The following is a 15,597-nucleotide window of genomic DNA, read 5'->3' on the forward strand; positions in this document are numbered from 1 at the left end:
GTTCACCGTCAAGCACAGCCGGCCTTGTGCCTCATCCGCGCCCGGAGCGAAGCGAGGACGTGGATGAGTCTGACCGAGGCGCGGCAGAGCGAGAGCACGCAGGAGTCCACCCCGGTGCTCGACTTCGCGGACGTCGTCCTCACCTTCGACGGCGTGACCGCGCTCAACGGCGTGAGCTTCACCGTGAACCCGGGCGAGCTGTTCGCGGTGATCGGCCCGAACGGCGCCGGCAAGACCTCGATCTTCAACGTGCTCTCCGGTGTCTACCGGCCGCAGCGCGGGACCGTCCGGTTCGGCGAACACGACCTGATCGGCCGCCGCCCGCACGCGATCGCCCGGCTCGGCATCGCCCGTACCTTCCAGAACATCGAGCTGTTCTCGAACCTGACCGTGCTCGACAACCTGATGCTCGGGCGGCACCACCATCACCCGTACGGCGTCCTGGCCGCGCTCGTGTGGCTGGGCAAGGCCCGCCGCAACGAGCGCGCGAACCGCCGCGCGGTCGAGGAGATCGTCGACTTCCTCGAGCTCGCGCAGTGGCGGCGGCTCCCGGTCGGCCTGCTCCCGTACGGCGTCCAGAAGCGGGTCGAGCTCGGCCGGGCGCTCGCGTCGGAGCCGAAGCTGCTGCTGCTGGACGAGCCGGTCGCCGGGATGAATCTGGAGGAGACCGAGGACATGGCCCGGTTCATCCTCGACATCCGCGACGAGCTCGGCCTGCCGATGGTCATGGTCGAGCACGACATGGGCCTCGTGATGGACCTGGCCGACCGGATCATGGTGATCGACTTCGGCAAGCCGATCCGGACCGGGACCCCGCAGGAGGTCGCGACCGACCCCGAGGTGGTCCGCGCCTACCTGGGCGAGGAGCACAAGGTGGAGCGGTCATGACCGCCACGATCGCCACCCGGGTCCAGGAGCGGGCGAAAACGACACCGCACGTGATCGCCTTGCGGGAAAAGGATCTGGGCATCTGGCAGCAGGTCAGCTGGGAGCGGTACTGGGACACCGCCGCGCTCGTCGGCCACGCCTTGCTTGCCCTCGGCATCGAGCCGGGCGACCGGGTGGCGATCCACTCGGAGAACCGCCGCGAGTGGCTCTACACCGACGTCGGCACGGTCGCCGTACGCGCCGCGACCGTCGGTCTCTACCCGACCAACCCGGTCGCCGAGGTCGGCTACCTGCTGCGGCACTCGGGCGCCAAGGTGCTGATCGCGGAGGACCAGGAGCAGGTCGACAAGGCGCTCGCGATCGACGACCTGCCCGACCTCGAGCACATCGTGTACGTCGAGCCCCGCGGCATCCGCTACCGGTACGACGACCCGCGGCTGATCGCCTGGCCCGACTTCCTTGCCATCGGCCACGAGCACCGCGAGGCGAACCCGGACGCCGTCGCGCACCGGATGGAATCGGCTCGGGCCGACGACGTGGTCACGCTGATCTACACCTCCGGGACCACCGGCCCGCCGAAGGGCGTGATGCTGACCGCCGCGAACGTCGACTTCGCCATCCAGGAGCTGGTCGAACGCGGCGGCTTCACCGCGCCGCCGCCGTCACCGCGCGACAGCGTGCTGTCCTACCTGCCCCTGTGCCACGTGGCCGAGCGGATCTTCAGCTGCTGGTTCGGCGCCGGCGCCGGCGTCTGCGTGCACTTCGCCGAGTCGATCGAGACCGTCGCGACCAACCTGCACGAGGTCCAGCCGAGCATCCTGTTCGGCGTCCCCAGGATCTGGGAGAAGATCGCGGCCGGTGTGCAGATCCGGATCGGGTCCGCGGACCCGGTGAAGCGGATGATCGGCGGTTACTGGCTGCGCCGCGCCGACTGGATCGGCGGTGTCCTCGCGGCCAACGACGGACGTCATACCCCTGCCTCCAAAGCGGTGTACGCGATCGGCTGGCTGTTCTGCTACCGCGCGCTGAAGGACCGCGTCGGCCTGCGCAAGGTCCGGTACGCCGCCTCCGGGGCGGCGCCGATCGCGCCCGAGGTGCTCCGGTTCTTCATGGGGCTCGGCCTGCCGATGCACGAGGTGTACGGCATGACCGAGAACACCGCGGTGGCGACGGCCAACCGGCCGGGCCGGCTCAAGGTCGGCACGGTGGGCGAGCCGCACCAGGGCGTCGAGGTGAAGGTCGACGAGCTCACCGGCGAGATCCTCACCCGGCATCCCGGCACCTTCGCCGGCTACTGGCAGGACCCCGAGGCGACCGCGAAGGTGATCGACGCCGACGGCTGGCTGCACACCGGTGACGTGGGGGAGTGGGTCGGTGGCACGCACCTGCGGATCACCGATCGGATGAAGGACATCATCATCACCGCGGGCGGCAAGAACGTCGCCCCGTCGGAGATCGAGAACGCGCTGAAGGCGTCGCCGTACATCAAGGAAGCGGTGGTGATCGGCGACCGGCGCAAGTTCCTGACCGCCCTGATCGGGATCGAGCCGGACACCGTCGGCCACTGGGCCCAGCTGCACCGGCTGCCCTACTCGACGTACGGCGACCTGTCCGCGAAGCCCGAGGTGGTCGCGCTGGTCCAGGGGGTCGTGGACGAGGTCAACGCGCGATTCGCCACCGTCGAGCAGGTCCGGTCGTTCCGGCTGCTGCCGAAGCTGCTGGACCACGAGGACGGCGAGCTGACCGCGACCCAGAAGGTCAAGCGCAAGGCGGTCGCGGACACGTTCGCCGGCCTGGTCGACTCGATGTACGCCGGGGGTGGTGCGCGGTGAACGAGTTCGTCGCCACCGTCGTCCGCGGTCTCGGCCAGGGGGCGATCTACGCGCTGCTGGCGCTGGGGTTCGTGATCGTCTACAAGTCGATGCGGGTGATCAGCTTCGCCCAGCCGGCGTTCATGATGACCGGTGCGTTGCTGGTCGGCTACCTGGTGCTGGAGATGAACTTCTTCCTCGCCGTCCTGGTCGCGCTGCTGCTCACCGCGCTGCTCGGCGCCGGGGTGGAACGGCTGGCGCTGCGGCCGATGATCGGCAAGCCGGTGTTCGTGATCGCGATCATCACGCTCGGCGTCGACATCGTGGTCCGCACGGTGGTGAACTCGTTCATCGGTCTGGACATCCGCCAGATGGGCGACCCGTGGGGCCTCAAGCAGGTCGACGTACTCGGGGCGAAGATCGACCAGCGGCATCTGGCCACGCTGGTGACGACACTGATCGTGGTCGCCGCGTTGTTCGCCTTCTACCGCTGGTCACGGACCGGGCTGGCGATGCGGGCGGCGTCGTCGGACCAGGAGGTCGCACTCGCGCAGGGCGTGTCGGTCGGCCGGGTGTTCTCCCTGTCCTGGGCGCTCGCAGCTGCCCTGGCCGCGCTGGCCGGAGTCTTCCTGTCGACCGGGATCGGTCTCGAGCAGAACCTCTGGCTGACGGCGCTGAAGGCGCTGCCGGTGATCATCCTCGGCGGTCTCGACTCCCTCGGTGGGGCAGTGATCGCCGGCCTCTCGATCGGAGTGGTCGAGGCCCTCGTCGGCAGCTACGGCGACAACCTGCACCCCGTGTTCGGCGGCGACTTCTTCCTGGTCGTCCCGTACCTCCTGATGCTCCTCGTCCTGCTGGTCAAGCCCTACGGCCTCTTCGGCACCAGAGAGGTGGAGCGCATTTGACGTCCTCTCCGCCCTGGGGGCGGAGATTCCAACTAGTACGCGGAGGTAGCGTGTTGAGGTTCACGCTTCGGCGAGACCCATGGCGGCGTCTCTCGGTGTGCGCTGACGGCCCGTCCGGCCGCGATGTTGACTGCCGCGTTCACGTCCGCGTGCGCCCGATGTCCGCAGGCTGTGCACCGGAAGACCGTTTGGTTCTCGCGGTTTTCCGGTGCGCGGTGCCCGCAGACGCTGCAGGTTTGCGAGGTGTACGCAGGGTTGATCTTCTGGACCCGACCCGGCGCTTTGTGCTCCAGGCGCTGGACGAGCAGTCCCCAGCCGCTGGCCAGGATGCCCCGGTTGAGCCCGGCCTTGGCTCGGCGACGGTTCGGCAGGTAGGTACCTGGTCGTTCGAGGTTGGGCCTCGGCTTCGGCTGGCGGCTCATCTGGGCGATGCGCAGGTCCTCCACACGGATCAGGTCGAAGCGGCGGGCGAGGTCGGTGCTGGTCTTCTCGACCCAGTCCTTGCGGCGGTCGCGAGCACGGGAGTACAGCTTCGCGATCGCGGTCCTCACCCGGAGGCGCCGGTTGGAGCCGCGGCGGCACCGGGCCAGGCGTTGCCGCAGGTGTCTGAGTCGTTCCTGTTCGCGGTCCGACAGGGTGGGGCAGGTCAGGCGGTCGCCGGTCGACAGCGCGGCCGAGACGGTGATGCCGCGGTCCACGCCGACGACCTCACCCGTGCCGGGCGCCGGGATGGGCGGCGGGACTATGGCGAACGCGAGGTGCCAGCGGCCGGCCCGGTCGCGGGTGATCCGGTACGACTTCGCGTCGGGGATCGCGCGGGACAGCCGGAGCCGTACCCAGCCGACCTTGGGCACCAGCACCCGCGCCCACTTCCGGCTCAGCTTCTCGATTCGGCTCGCCTGAGGACCTACGATGCGGAAGCCTTCGTGCACCCCGGTTTTGCGCCAGGTCGGGCGTCGATGGGTGCTCACGTAGAAGTTCCTGACAGCCTGCGCGAAGTCCCGCAGGGCCTGCTGTTGCACGGTTTGCGACCCTGCTCGAAGCCACCCGTACGCTGCCCGGGCCTCGGTGAGTTGCCTGGCTTGCTCGACGTACCCAGGTGTAGGTCCCGTGCCGGGGGTCCACATCGACCACTGCTCAAGGGCCAAGTTCCATATGTATCGGGCATGCCTGCACTGCTCCAACAAGGCGCCTTCCTGCGCGGGAGTGGGGCACAGCCGGTATCGGGACATGCCGTCTACCCAATCAGCCGGGACCGACAGTCCGCGGCTTCGGAGGCGAGGCGACAAATGTCATGAGCACCTCGCTCGGAAGGCCACTGCTCTACCTGTCCTACAAGCAGGACATGTCGCTGCTGAACACGCCGGCGAAGCGGGTGTGGACGTTGGTGCTCGTGGTGGTCGCGGTGTTGGTGCCGTTCCTGCTGACCGACGACCTGCTCGTCGTACTGGCGACTGCGTGTGCCGCGTCGATCGGGGCGATCGGGCTGAACATCGTCACCGGGTACGGCGGCCAGGTGTCGCTCGGTCATGCGTTCTTCCTGGGGATCGGGGCCTACACGGCAGCGGCATTGTCGGGCGACCCGGACAGCACCCGGCTGATCGGGTTCGGGATCACCTCGCTGCCGATCTGGTTGCTCGCCGCCGGGCTGGTCGCCGGGCTGGCCGGGTTGATCGTCGCGCCGCTGGCGGCCCGACTGCGCGGGCTCTACCTGGCCGTGGTGACGCTCGGACTGGTGTTCATCGGGGAGCACATCTTCAAGCACTGGAGAGAGTTGACAGGGGGAGTCGGGGTCGGGCGGCCGGCCGCCGTGCCGGAGTTGTTCGGGTTCCAGTTCGCCGTGGACGGCGCGACCTTCACCAAGGCGCAGAAGCTGTACCTGCTGATGCTCGTGCTGCTGGTGATCTTCGGCGTGCTGGCCCGGAACCTGGTCCGGTCCAGGATCGGCCGGGCGCTGGCCGCCGTACGGGACCGGGACCTGGCCGCCGAGGTGATCGGGGTCGACGTGACCCGGTACAAGATGATCGCGTTCGCGGTGTCGTCGTTCTACGCCGGCGTCGCGGGCGCGCTGCTGTACGTGATGATCGGCTTCGTCGAGCCGGGGTCGTTCAACCTCGGCATGTCGGTGCAGTACATCGCGATGGTGCTGATCGGCGGTGTCGCGACGATCTCCGGATCGGTGCTCGGCGCGCTGTTCATCACCCTGCTGCCGCGGGTCACCCGCGAGCTTCCGGCCGTGCTGCCGTTCATCAGCGCGAGCTCCACGGCCGGGGGCATCACGGTCTTCCAGGTCGAGACGATCCTCTACGGCCTGTTGATCATCGGCTTCCTGATCTTCGAGCCTCGAGGGCTGTTCGGGATCTGGATCAGAGTCCGCACCTACTGGAAGTCGTGGCCGTTCTCGCACTGAAGGAGTATCGATGAGCGTGCACAGGGGAATCGCCGTCGCCGTCGTGGCGGCGCTGGTACTGGTCGCGGGGTGCCGCAACGACGCCCCGGAGGCCCAGCAGGGCAGTTCAGGGGTCAAGTTCGACGTCGGGGTCACCTCCGAGCCGTGCCCGACGGCGGTCGACTCGTCGAAGGGCTGCATCTACCTCGGCTCGATCTCGGACCTCACCGAGGGCCCGTTCAAGGCCTTGGGGGTCCCGATCACCGAGAGCCAGAAGGCGTTCTGGAAGCGGGTCAACGAGGCCGGCGGGATCGGCGCGTTCGAGGTCGACGTGTCCAAGTACACCAAGGACAACAAGTACAACCCGCAGATCCACAACGAGGTGTACGCCGAGATCAAGCCCGACGTGCTCGGACTCGCGCAGACCCTCGGCTCGCCGACCACCGCGGCGATCCTGGGCGACCTCAAGTCCACCGGGATGATCGGCGTACCGGCGTCCTGGACGTCGGCGTGGGCGTTCGAGGACGTGATCCTGGAGTCCGGCACGAACTACTGCTTCGAGTCGATGAACTCGGTCGACTTCGCGGTCGAGACGCTGAAGCCGAAGAGCGTCGCCGCGGTGCACTTCCCGGGTGACTACGGCGACGACGCCGCGGCCGGGACGAAGATCGCGGCCGAGGCCAACGGGCTGACCTTCACCGACATCCCGACCGCGCCGGGGCAGGAGAACCAGGGCGCGGCGATCCAGAAGCTGGTCGCGGCCAAGCCGGACCTGGTCATCCTGACCACCGGCCCGACCGAGGCGGCCACGATCGTCGGCGGCGCGGCCCAGAACGGGTTCAAGGGCCAGTTCATCGGCACCAGCCCGACCTGGAACCCGGCGCTGCTGAAGAGCCCGGCCGCGCCCGCGCTGACCGCGCTCTACCGGCAGTCCGGGCCGTGGGCGCCGTACGGCGCGAACACGCCGGGGCACAAGGCGCTCGCCGAGTCGATCGACCAGACGACGTTCCGGGCGGCGCCGAACGACGGTTACACGGCCGGCTGGGTCTGGTCGTACCCGATGAAGGCGGCGCTGCAGAAGGCGGTCGATGCGAAGGACCTCACCCGCGCCGGGCTGCTGAACGCGGTGAAGTCGCTGGACACGGTGGACTACGAGGGGATGCTGCCGGCTGAGGCGGGCCGGTTCTCCGGGGAGCCGAACGACCGGGTGTTCCGGGCCAGCATCATCTCCAAGGTGGACCCGGCGGCGCCGACCGGCGTCACGGTGGAGCGGGACTTCTTCACCGGGAAGACCGCGACCGCGCACGAGTTCTCCAAGCCCTGCTACCAGTAGTCGGCTGAAAATCTCCCTCGCTTCGCTCGGCGTAGGGGAGGAGGCGGCACCCGCGACGGTGAAAGTCGCGGGTGCCGCGGCGCGCGGTTCGCCTTGTCGATGTCTGTCGTTCACCGTACGTTCATCTCTGTTCGGCAGATCCTTTCCGCCCACGAGGAGGCCACTCACCGTGTCCGTTGAGCACAATCCCCTGTCCCGGCGGCAGTTCGTCGCCCGAGCGGCCGCGGCGGGCGTCGCGGTCAGCGTCGCGGGCTCCGTCGAGGCGCTCTACACCGCCCAGCCCGCGCTCGGCACGTCCGGCCCGAAGATCGGCTACGGCCCGCTGATCGAGGACCCGAACGGCATGCTCGACCTGCCCCGCGGGTTCAGCTACAAGATCCTGTCCCGGGAGGGCACCGTCCGTCCCGACGGCCTGAAGACGCCCAGCCGGTTCGACGGCATGGGCGCCTTCCCGGACCGGCACGGCGGCTCGCGCCTGGTCCGCAACCACGAGTGCAGCCCGACCGCCACGATCAAGGTGGTCGCACCGCCGGAGCGCACCTACGACCCGGGCGGCGCGGGCGGCACCAGCACGCTGGTGGTGGACAAGCACAACCACGCCGAGAAGGAGTTCGTCAGCCTCGGCGGGACCGCCATCAACTGCTCCGGCGGCATCACGCCGTGGCGCACCTGGCTGACCTGTGAGGAGACCGAGGCCAAGGCCGGCGACACCGGCTACACCAAGGACCACGGCTTCATCTTCGAGGTCGACCCGTACGACGACCGCCGCAACGTGGACCCGACGCCGCTGAAGGCGATGGGCCGGTTCCAGCACGAGGCGGTCGCGATCGACCCGGCGACCGGGATCGTGTACGAGACCGAGGACGCGTTCGTCGCGCCGCTCGGCGGCTTCTACCGGTTCCTTCCGAACCGTCCGCGCGGTGGATGGGGTTCGCTGCGGGCGGGCGGGGAGTTGCAGGCCATGCACATCCCGGACCTGCCGGACCTGTCCGTCGTCCAGGAGGCCGGGGCCGAGTTCGGCGGCGTGCAGTGGATCAAGGTGCCGGACCCGCTGGCGACCACGCAGTCGGTCCGCGCGCAGGACTACGGCAAGCCGATCACCGGCGGCTACAAGCTGGAAGGCTGCTGGTGGGGCACCCGGGACCGGTGCGTGTACTTCGTCTCGTCGTTCGCGCGGACCGAGCTCGGCCCGAAGGTCGACCACGACGGCCAGGTCTGGCGCTACGACCCGCGCAAGGCGACGCTGCGCCTCGAGGTGATCTTCACCCGGCCGTCGCCGGGCTCCGACGACCCGGAGTTCGATGCCCCGGACAACATCACGATGTCGCCGTACGGCGGTCTGATGATGTGCGAGGACGGCCTCGGCGAGCAGCACATCCTCGGCACCACCGAGGACGGCGAGGTGTTCAAGTTCGCCCGCAACCGGGTGAACAACGGCACGCCGGAGGACCCGGAGTTCGGCGAGCTGGCCGGGGCCGGCTTCTCCGCCGACGGCCGGACGATGTTCTTCAACGTCTACACGCCGGGGATCACGTACGCGGTCACCGGCCCGTGGCGTCGACGGCGGTGACGTACACCCAGGCGCCGTCCTCGCGGACGAACCGGCTGTTCTCCTGCTGGTGCCCCGTCCGGCCGCCGAGCCGGTAACTGGCCCGGAACTCGACGGTGCCGGTGGTGTGGAACGGGCTGCCGTCGGTGCTGCCGAGTATCTCGAGACCCGTCCAGCTGATGTCCTCATCCAGGTGGAGCTCGGCTGGACGGGTCGCGGCCGACCAGGTGCGGAGCAGGTACGCCGTGTTGCCGACGACGAAGGCCGAGTAGCGCGAGCGCATCAGCTGCTCGGCGGTGGTCGCCGTACCGCCTTGGTGGAGAGGGCCACAGCAGTCGGCGTACGAGGCGCCGAGCCCGCAGGGACAGGGCGAGGTGCGCCTGGCCATCAGGCGTCGCCGGGGAAGGCGACCGGCGCTCCACCCCACGCGAGCTGGGCGCTCGCGGCGGCCAGCAGGCTCTGGATCGCGAAGACCCGGACCGCCGGCTGCTCGGCCGCCTCGACGAGGTCGCCGTACACGGCTGCCAGCCGTCGCTCGATCAGCAGGACCAGTGCCGAGGCCGTCGCCGTGTTGGAGACCACCTGCGGCAAGTCGTACGCCGCCTCGGCGGCCACCGGGGTCTCGCCGGCCGCGACCACGAGCGCCGACAGCCGGTCGCGGTTGCGCCGGTGCTGGTCGTAGGTGTCGGTCGCCGCCCGGAAGCGAGCGCCACTCAGCTTGCCGCCGGCGACACCCACGCCGTACATCGCCGCGTGCTCACCGGCGAGCGCCGCTTGGAGTGCCTCGACCTCCGTCACTGGTGCTGTGCTTTCATCGTTGGGCCTTCTTCTTCGGGGTGAGCGTGGTGGCCAGTTGGGTCTCGGCCGCGGCGATCATCGCGAGCAGGCGGGCGGGCGATCCGGCCAGCTTGGCGGCTGCTGCGGCGTGTGCGGTCGCGGTGGCCTTCTCCTGCCTCGCCAGCTCCGCCAGTGCCGCCTGCGACGAGGTGGGAACGACCGGCGCCTTGCCGGCCGCCGCCTGCACGCCCGCGGTCTCCTTGAGCCGGGCCAGGTGGGCGGCGTGGTACTTCGCGCCGGCCGCGAGCTGGGTACGGAGCGCGGGGAATTTCCGTGTCATCGTGGCGTAGCGGAGTGACAATTGAGTCACCTGGGCGGCCGCCGTACTGAGTGCCGCGACGACCACCGGGTCAGTGCTGGGTGTCTCCTCGGCAGGCTGACCCGATTTCGAGTCCTTCGCGGCGCCCGGCGTACCGGAGCTGCTCGGGCCGTCGTCGCACCCCGCCAGTACGACGGCGCCCGGCAGCAGGGCTGCGGTCGTCAGGGCGAGTCGGCGCGACACGCGGACAGGTTCGTTCGGCACGGCGGAACGATACCTGGTGACGGGCCGGTGACCGGCCTGGGACGAGGCGGTGACGTGCACATCGTCGCAGGCCGGATATGGTGGGCTACTGCCCTCGGTCGGATCGCCGGGGTGCGGAACGGGTGCACAACTGGAGAGAGGCAGGTCAACCTGTGAGCCGAAAGACTGACCACACGGACACCTCGAGCCTCGAGAACTTCCTGCGGCCGATCGTCGAGCAGTTCGGCTGCGACCTGGAGGGCGCCGAAGTCACGCCTGCGGGCGGCCGTCGGCGGCAGCTGCGCGTGCTCGTCGACCGGGACGGCGGGATCAGCATGGACGACGTCGCCGAGGTTAGCCGGGCCATCTCCAAGGCACTCGATGCCGACGACATCATGGGCGACGGCGCCTACTACCTGGAGGTCTCCAGCCCGGGCGTCGACCGGCCGCTCACCCTGCCCCGGCACTGGCGGCGCAACGTCAGCCGGCTGGTCGCGGTCACGCTGACCTCGGGCGGGAAGGTGACCGGCCGGATCAAGTCCGCCTCCGAGGAGGCGGCCGAGCTGGACGTGGACGGCACCGCGCGCACGGTCGCGTACGCCGACGTGGCCAAGGCCAAGGTCCAGATCGAGTTCAACCGGGCTGCCCCCGGCAACGACGAGGCTGCCCCAGGATCGAACGCCGCGGGCACGGTGGAGGAGAACTGACATGGACATCGACATGGCTGTCCTGCGGTCACTGGAACGGGAGAAGGACATCTCCCTGGACGTGGTCGTCGAGGCGATCGAGCAGGCGCTGCTGGTGGCGTACCACCGCACCGAGGGCGCCCAGCAGCACGCCCGGGCCGAGCTGGACCGCAAGACCGGGCACGTGACCGTCTACGCGCGCGAGTTCGCCGAGGACGGCACGCTGGCCCGCGAGTACGACGACACGCCCGCCGACTTCGGCCGGATCGCGGCCACCACGGCCAAGCAGATCATCCTGCAGCGGCTGCGCGACGCCGAGGACGAGGTCCGGTACGGCGAGTTCTCCGGCAAGGAGGGCGACATCGTGTCCGGCGTCATCCAGCAGGGCCGCGACCCGCGCTCGGTGATGGTCGACCTCGGCAAGATCGAGGCGGTGCTGCCGGCCCCGGAGCAGGTGCCGGGGGAAAAGTACGAGCACGGCGCCCGGCTGCGGGTCTACGTGGTCGGCGTCCGCAAGGGCTTCAAGGGCCCGCAGATCACGGTCAGCCGGACGCACCCGAACCTGGTCAAGAAGCTGTTCGCGCTCGAGGTGCCGGAGATCGCCGACGGGACGGTCGAGATCACCGCGATCGCCCGGGAGGCGGGGCACCGGACCAAGATCGCCGTCCGGACGCTGAACCCGTCGGTGAACGGCAAGGGCGCGTGCATCGGGCCGATGGGCCAGCGGGTGCGCAACATCATGCACGAGTTGCACGGCGAGAAGATCGACATCATCGACCACAGCGACGACCCGGCCACCTTCGTCGGGAATGCGCTGTCGCCGGCGCAGGTTACATCGGTGCAGGTCGTCGACGCCGCGGCCCGCGCCGCGCGGGTCGTCGTACCCGACTACCAGCTGTCGCTGGCGATCGGCAAGGAGGGGCAGAACGCCCGCCTCGCCGCCCGGCTGACCGGGTGGCGGATCGACATCCGGCCGGATACCGATGTGACTCGTGATGACGAGAAGGTAGACTGATCTCTCGGTCGGTCGACTGAGTCGCAACCACTCCCGAAGGATCACGTGACAGTGAGTGCGGAAGCGCGCCCTGGCAAGACCAGGGAGCGCACCTGCATCGGGTGCCGGAAGCGGTGCAGTCCGGCTGACCTGCTGCGGATGACGGTTTCCGGAGGGCTTGTCCTCCCGGATCCCGCGCATCGGGCGCCCGGCCGCGGAGCGCACCTGCACCCGGTGGCCGAGTGTCTCGACCTCGCCGTGCGGCGCAAGGCGTTCCCGCGGGCCTTCCGGGCCCAGGGGCCGCTCGACGTGACCGCGCTGCGGGAGTACGTCGAGCAGCGTGATAGGCAAGAAGCAGTGCAAACGGCGGCCAACCGGCCGTCCGCGGCGGTCTGACCGGACCGTCGTGACGACATGAAGGCGGGTCATCGACTCATGACCACTCGATGAGTGTCTACCGATGAGTGCAAAGCGATGAGCACGTACGTCAACTAACGGTCCGCGCCCAGGCTCGGACCAGAGGGAGAGTAGTGGCAAAGGTCCGGGTCTACGAGCTCGCGAAGGAGCTCGGAGTTACCAGCAAGGTCGTTCTGACCAGACTGAACGACATGGGCGAGTTCGTCCGGTCGGCGTCCTCGACGATCGAGGCGCCGGTAGTCCGTAGGTTGGCGGAGGAGTTCGAGAAGAACCCGCCGAAGAAGCGCGCAGCCAAGAAGGCCGCCGCCAGCACGTCCGCCGCGCCGCAGGCGACCGCACCGGTCGCGCCTGCCGAGCCGGCGAAGAAGGCCGCGCCCGCGGCTCCGGCCGAGCGCCCTGCGCCGGCCGCTCCGGCGACCCCGGCTCCGGTGGCCGCCGAGCCGACCGTGGCCGAGAAGGCCGAGGCCCCCGCGGCCCCGGCGAAGTCCGCCGCGCCGTCACCGAGCGCCCCGTCCCCGGCCAAGCCGGGTCCGCGGCCCGGTCCCAAGCCGGGTCCGCGGCAGGAGCCTGCTCCGGCAGCCCCGGCCGAGACGCCCGCAGCGCCGTCCTTCGAGGCGCCGGCCGCCAAGGCCGCGTCGCCGCAGGCTCCGGCGGAGCAGAGCAAGGCTCCGGCTCCGGGCCGGCCGACTCCGGGACCGGCGCAGCAGCGTCCGGCCGCCGGCGGTTCGGCGCGTCCCGGTGCCGATGGTGGCGCCCGGCCGGCCTCGCCGCGTCCGGGTGCGACCCCGCGTCCGGGTGGCGGCCCGCGTCCTGGCGCCCCGCGTCCGGGCGGTCCCCGTCCGGGTGCTCCCGGCGGTCAGGGTGGCGGCCCGCGTCCGGGTGCGCCGCGCCCGGGCAACAACCCGTTCAGCTCGACCCAGGGCATGCAGCGCGGTGGCGCCCGTCCGGGTCCGGGCGGTCAGGGTGGATCCGGCCAGGGTGCGAGCCCGGCCGGCATGCCGCCGCGCCCGCCGCAGAACCGCGGTGGCGGCGGTAGCGACCGTCCGCGTCCGTCGGGTGTGCCCGGCGCGCCGCGGCCCAACCCGGCGATGATGCCGAAGTCCTCGGCCGGCACGTTCACCGGCCGTCCGTCCGGTCCCGGCGGTGGCGCCGGTGGCGGTGGCGGCCGTGGCCGCCCCGGTGGCGGCGGTCCGGGTGGTGGACCGGGTGCCGGTCCGCGCGGTGGTGGCGGCGGCGGTGGCGGCGGCTTCCGTCCGGGTGGCGGCGGCCCCAGCGGCCCGCCCGGTGGCGGTGGCGGTCGTCCGGGTCCGGGCAACCGCGGCCGTGGTGGCACGCAGGGCGCCTTCGGGCGTCCGGGCGGCCCGGCCCGTCGTGGCCGGAAGTCGAAGCGCGCGAAGCGCCAGGAGTTCGACAACATGCAGGCGCCGGCAGTCGGCGGCGTCCGCGTCAAGCACGGTGACGGCGAGGTCGTGCGCCTGGCCCGCGGTGCGTCGCTGACGGACTTCGCCGAGAAGGTCGGCGTCGACCCGGCGTCGCTGGTGCAGGTGCTGTTCCACCTCGGTGAGATGGTGACCGCGACCCAGTCGGTCAACGAGGAGACCCTGCAGCTGCTCGGCACCGAGCTGAACTACGACGTCCAGATCGTGTCCCCGGAGGACGAGGACCGCGAGCTGCTGCAGTCGTTCGACATCGAGTTCGGCTCCGACGCGGGCGACGAGGACGACCTGGCTCCCCGGCCGCCGGTGGTGACCGTGATGGGTCACGTCGACCACGGTAAGACGAAGCTGCTGGACGCGATCCGGATGGCGAACGTCGTCGCCGACGAGGCCGGCGGTATCACCCAGCACATCGGCGCCTACCAGGTGACGACCGAGGTGGACGGCGAGCAGCGGGCCATCACCTTCGTCGACACCCCGGGTCACGAGGCGTTCACCGCCATGCGTGCCCGTGGCGCCCAGGCCACCGACATCGTCATCCTGGTGGTCGCGGCCGACGACGGCGTGATGCCGCAGACGATCGAGGCGCTGAACCACGCCCGCGCGGCGGGCGTCCCGATCGTGGTCGCGGTGAACAAGATCGACGTCCCGGCGGCGGACCCGGCGAAGGTGCGCGGTCAGCTGACCGAGTACGGCCTGGTCCCCGAGGAGTACGGCGGCGACACGATGTTCATCGACGTGTCGGCGAAGTCCCGGATCAACATCGACGGCCTGCTCGAGGGCGTCGTACTGACCGCGGACGCGGCGCTGGACCTGCGGGCCAACCCGAACATGCACGCCGAGGGCATCGCGATCGAGGCGAACCTCGACAAGGGCCGTGGTCCGGTGGCGACCGTGCTGGTGCAGCGCGGCACGCTCCGGGTCGGCGACTCGATGGTGGTCGGTCCGGCGTACGGCCGGGTCCGGGCCATGCTCGACGAGCACGGCAACAACGTCGAGGAGGCGACCCCGTCGCGTCCGGTCCTGGTGCTCGGTCTGACCGCGGTACCGGGTGCCGGTGACAAGTTCCTGGTGGTCGACGACGACCGCCGGGCCCGGCAGATCGCCGAGAAGCGGGAAGCCCGGGCCCGGGCGGCGGCCAACGCCAAGCGTCGCGTCCGTCGTACCCTCGAGGACTTCATGGCCTCGATGGAGAAGGGCGAGACCCAGGAGCTGCTGCTCATCCTCAAGGGCGACGTGTCCGGTTCGGTCGAGGCGCTGGAGGACGCGCTGGTCCGGATCGAGGTCGGCGACGAGGTGTCCCTGCGGATCATCGACCGCGGTGTCGGTGCGATCAACGAGAACGACGTCAACCTGGCCATCGCGTCGAACGCCGTCATCATCGGCTTCAACGTGCGGCCGGCGGGCAAGGCCGGTGACCTGGCCGAGCGCGAGGGCGTGGATGTCCGGTACTACTCGGTCATCTACTCGGCGATCGACGACATCGAGGCCGCCCTGAAGGGCATGCTCAAGCCGATCTACGAGGAGGTCACTCTGGGCCAGGCGGAGATCCGGGAGATCTTCCGCTCCTCGAAGGTGGGCAACATCGCCGGTTGCTGGGTGACCAGTGGACTCATCCGCCGCAACGCCAAGGTCCGGTTGATCCGGGACGGCGCGGTGGTGCTGGACAACACCGAGCTGTCGTCGCTGAAGAGGTTCAAGGACGACGCGTCCGAGGTCCGCGAGGGCTTCGAGTGCGGTCTGACCATCAACGGCTACAACGACATCAAGATCGGCGACGTGGTCGAGGCCTTCGAGCTTCGCGAGAAGCCGCGTAACTGACAGCAGTCGGTGCCCGGGTGCTCCGGGCA

Annotated in this window: 14 protein-coding genes; 10 read left to right on the plus strand and 4 right to left on the minus strand. The window is 70.2% G+C overall.

Features of this window, described 5'->3' with window-relative positions; all coding sequences use genetic code 11:
• Nucleotides 1-63 precede the first annotated feature (63 nt).
• From ACIBGM_RS19095 to ACIBGM_RS19105, 3 genes are read left to right on the plus strand one after another with little or no spacing between them, the layout of a single operon-like run.
• The gene (locus ACIBGM_RS19095; RefSeq protein ID WP_396386321.1) at nt 64-888 is read left to right on the plus strand and encodes an ABC transporter ATP-binding protein; all 825 of its coding nucleotides are present in this window, start codon (nt 64-66) and stop codon (nt 886-888) included.
• A complete protein-coding gene (locus ACIBGM_RS19100) occupies nt 885-2,720 on the plus strand; it encodes an AMP-dependent synthetase/ligase (protein WP_396386322.1) in 1,836 nt (611 codons plus the stop codon). Before ACIBGM_RS19095 ends, ACIBGM_RS19100 begins: the two co-directional genes overlap by 4 nt.
• Nucleotides 2,717-3,604, plus strand: a complete 888-nt coding sequence (locus tag ACIBGM_RS19105; RefSeq protein ID WP_396386323.1) for a branched-chain amino acid ABC transporter permease — start codon at nt 2,717-2,719, stop codon at nt 3,602-3,604. The genes ACIBGM_RS19100 and ACIBGM_RS19105 overlap by 4 nt, the downstream gene beginning before the upstream one ends.
• 32 nt (nt 3,605-3,636) lie before the next feature.
• Here the strand turns inward: ACIBGM_RS19105 and ACIBGM_RS19110 are convergent, their stop codons facing one another.
• Complete coding sequence (locus ACIBGM_RS19110; RefSeq protein ID WP_396386324.1) at nt 3,637-4,836, minus strand: RNA-guided endonuclease InsQ/TnpB family protein; 1,200 nt, start codon at nt 4,834-4,836, stop codon at nt 3,637-3,639.
• A 62-nt stretch (nt 4,837-4,898) separates the two neighbouring features.
• Here ACIBGM_RS19110 and ACIBGM_RS19115 point away from each other — a divergent pair, with 62 nt between their 5' ends.
• The 3 genes from ACIBGM_RS19115 to ACIBGM_RS19125 all read left to right on the plus strand — a co-directional run bounded on the left by ACIBGM_RS19115 (nt 4,899) and on the right by ACIBGM_RS19125 (nt 8,896).
• On the plus strand, nt 4,899-6,014 hold the full coding sequence (locus ACIBGM_RS19115) for a branched-chain amino acid ABC transporter permease (RefSeq protein WP_396386325.1): 1,116 nt from the start codon (nt 4,899-4,901) through the stop codon (nt 6,012-6,014).
• Nucleotides 6,015-6,024: 10 nt separating this feature from the next.
• Complete coding sequence (locus tag ACIBGM_RS19120) at nt 6,025-7,326, plus strand: ABC transporter substrate-binding protein (RefSeq protein ID WP_360528362.1); 1,302 nt, start codon at nt 6,025-6,027, stop codon at nt 7,324-7,326.
• A 169-nt stretch (nt 7,327-7,495) separates the two neighbouring features.
• Nucleotides 7,496-8,896: an alkaline phosphatase PhoX gene (locus ACIBGM_RS19125; RefSeq protein WP_360528360.1), complete on the plus strand. Its 1,401-nt coding sequence runs from the start codon at nt 7,496-7,498 to the stop codon at nt 8,894-8,896.
• On the opposite strand, the gene ACIBGM_RS19130 is transcribed toward ACIBGM_RS19125, so the two are convergent.
• Genes ACIBGM_RS19130 through ACIBGM_RS19140 form a run of 3 tightly spaced genes read right to left on the minus strand, consistent with a single transcriptional unit; the run spans nt 8,868 to nt 10,235 of the window.
• Nucleotides 8,868-9,263, minus strand: a complete 396-nt coding sequence (locus ACIBGM_RS19130; protein WP_396386326.1) for a YchJ family protein — start codon at nt 9,261-9,263, stop codon at nt 8,868-8,870. The genes ACIBGM_RS19125 and ACIBGM_RS19130 overlap by 29 nt on opposite strands.
• A complete protein-coding gene (locus ACIBGM_RS19135; RefSeq protein WP_360528354.1) occupies nt 9,263-9,673 on the minus strand; it encodes a ferritin-like domain-containing protein in 411 nt (136 codons plus the stop codon). The genes ACIBGM_RS19130 and ACIBGM_RS19135 overlap by 1 nt, the downstream gene beginning before the upstream one ends.
• 13 nt (nt 9,674-9,686) lie before the next feature.
• Nucleotides 9,687-10,235, minus strand: a complete 549-nt coding sequence (locus ACIBGM_RS19140; protein ID WP_396386327.1) for a cell division protein FtsK — start codon at nt 10,233-10,235, stop codon at nt 9,687-9,689.
• Between the two features lie 152 nt (nt 10,236-10,387).
• Here ACIBGM_RS19140 and rimP point away from each other — a divergent pair, with 152 nt between their 5' ends.
• The 4 genes from rimP (at nt 10,388) to infB (ending at nt 15,568) form a co-directional block, all read left to right on the plus strand.
• Nucleotides 10,388-10,921 carry a ribosome maturation factor RimP gene (gene rimP, locus ACIBGM_RS19145; RefSeq protein ID WP_360528348.1) on the plus strand — a complete coding sequence of 178 codons (534 nt, stop codon included), beginning with the start codon at nt 10,388-10,390 and terminating at the stop codon, nt 10,919-10,921.
• Between the two features lies 1 nt (nt 10,922).
• Nucleotides 10,923-11,915, plus strand: a complete 993-nt coding sequence (nusA, locus tag ACIBGM_RS19150) for a transcription termination factor NusA (protein ID WP_360528345.1) — start codon at nt 10,923-10,925, stop codon at nt 11,913-11,915.
• Nucleotides 11,916-11,966: 51 nt separating this feature from the next.
• Nucleotides 11,967-12,290, plus strand: a complete 324-nt coding sequence (locus ACIBGM_RS19155) for a YlxR family protein (protein WP_396386328.1) — start codon at nt 11,967-11,969, stop codon at nt 12,288-12,290.
• A gap of 134 nt (nt 12,291-12,424) precedes the next feature.
• The gene (infB, locus tag ACIBGM_RS19160; protein ID WP_396386329.1) at nt 12,425-15,568 is read left to right on the plus strand and encodes a translation initiation factor IF-2; all 3,144 of its coding nucleotides are present in this window, start codon (nt 12,425-12,427) and stop codon (nt 15,566-15,568) included.
• Nucleotides 15,569-15,597 lie beyond the last annotated feature (29 nt).

Source organism: Kribbella sp. NPDC050470 (assembly GCF_044458365.1).
In the GTDB taxonomy this organism is placed as follows: Bacteria; Actinomycetota; Actinomycetes; order Propionibacteriales; family Kribbellaceae; genus Kribbella.

Coding starts and splice junctions, on each gene's coding strand:
- ACIBGM_RS19095 (WP_396386321.1), top strand. CDS start 64: ATGAGTCTGACCGAGGCGCGGCAGAGCGAGAGCACGCAGGAGTCCACC.
- ACIBGM_RS19100 (WP_396386322.1), top strand. CDS start 885: ATGACCGCCACGATCGCCACCCGGGTCCAGGAGCGGGCGAAAACGACA.
- ACIBGM_RS19110 (WP_396386324.1), bottom strand. CDS start 4,836: ATGTCCCGATACCGGCTGTGCCCCACTCCCGCGCAGGAAGGCGCCTTG.
- ACIBGM_RS19115 (WP_396386325.1), top strand. CDS start 4,899: ATGAGCACCTCGCTCGGAAGGCCACTGCTCTACCTGTCCTACAAGCAG.
- ACIBGM_RS19120 (WP_360528362.1), top strand. CDS start 6,025: ATGAGCGTGCACAGGGGAATCGCCGTCGCCGTCGTGGCGGCGCTGGTA.
- ACIBGM_RS19130 (WP_396386326.1), bottom strand. CDS start 9,263: ATGGCCAGGCGCACCTCGCCCTGTCCCTGCGGGCTCGGCGCCTCGTAC.
- nusA (WP_360528345.1), top strand. CDS start 10,923: ATGGACATCGACATGGCTGTCCTGCGGTCACTGGAACGGGAGAAGGAC.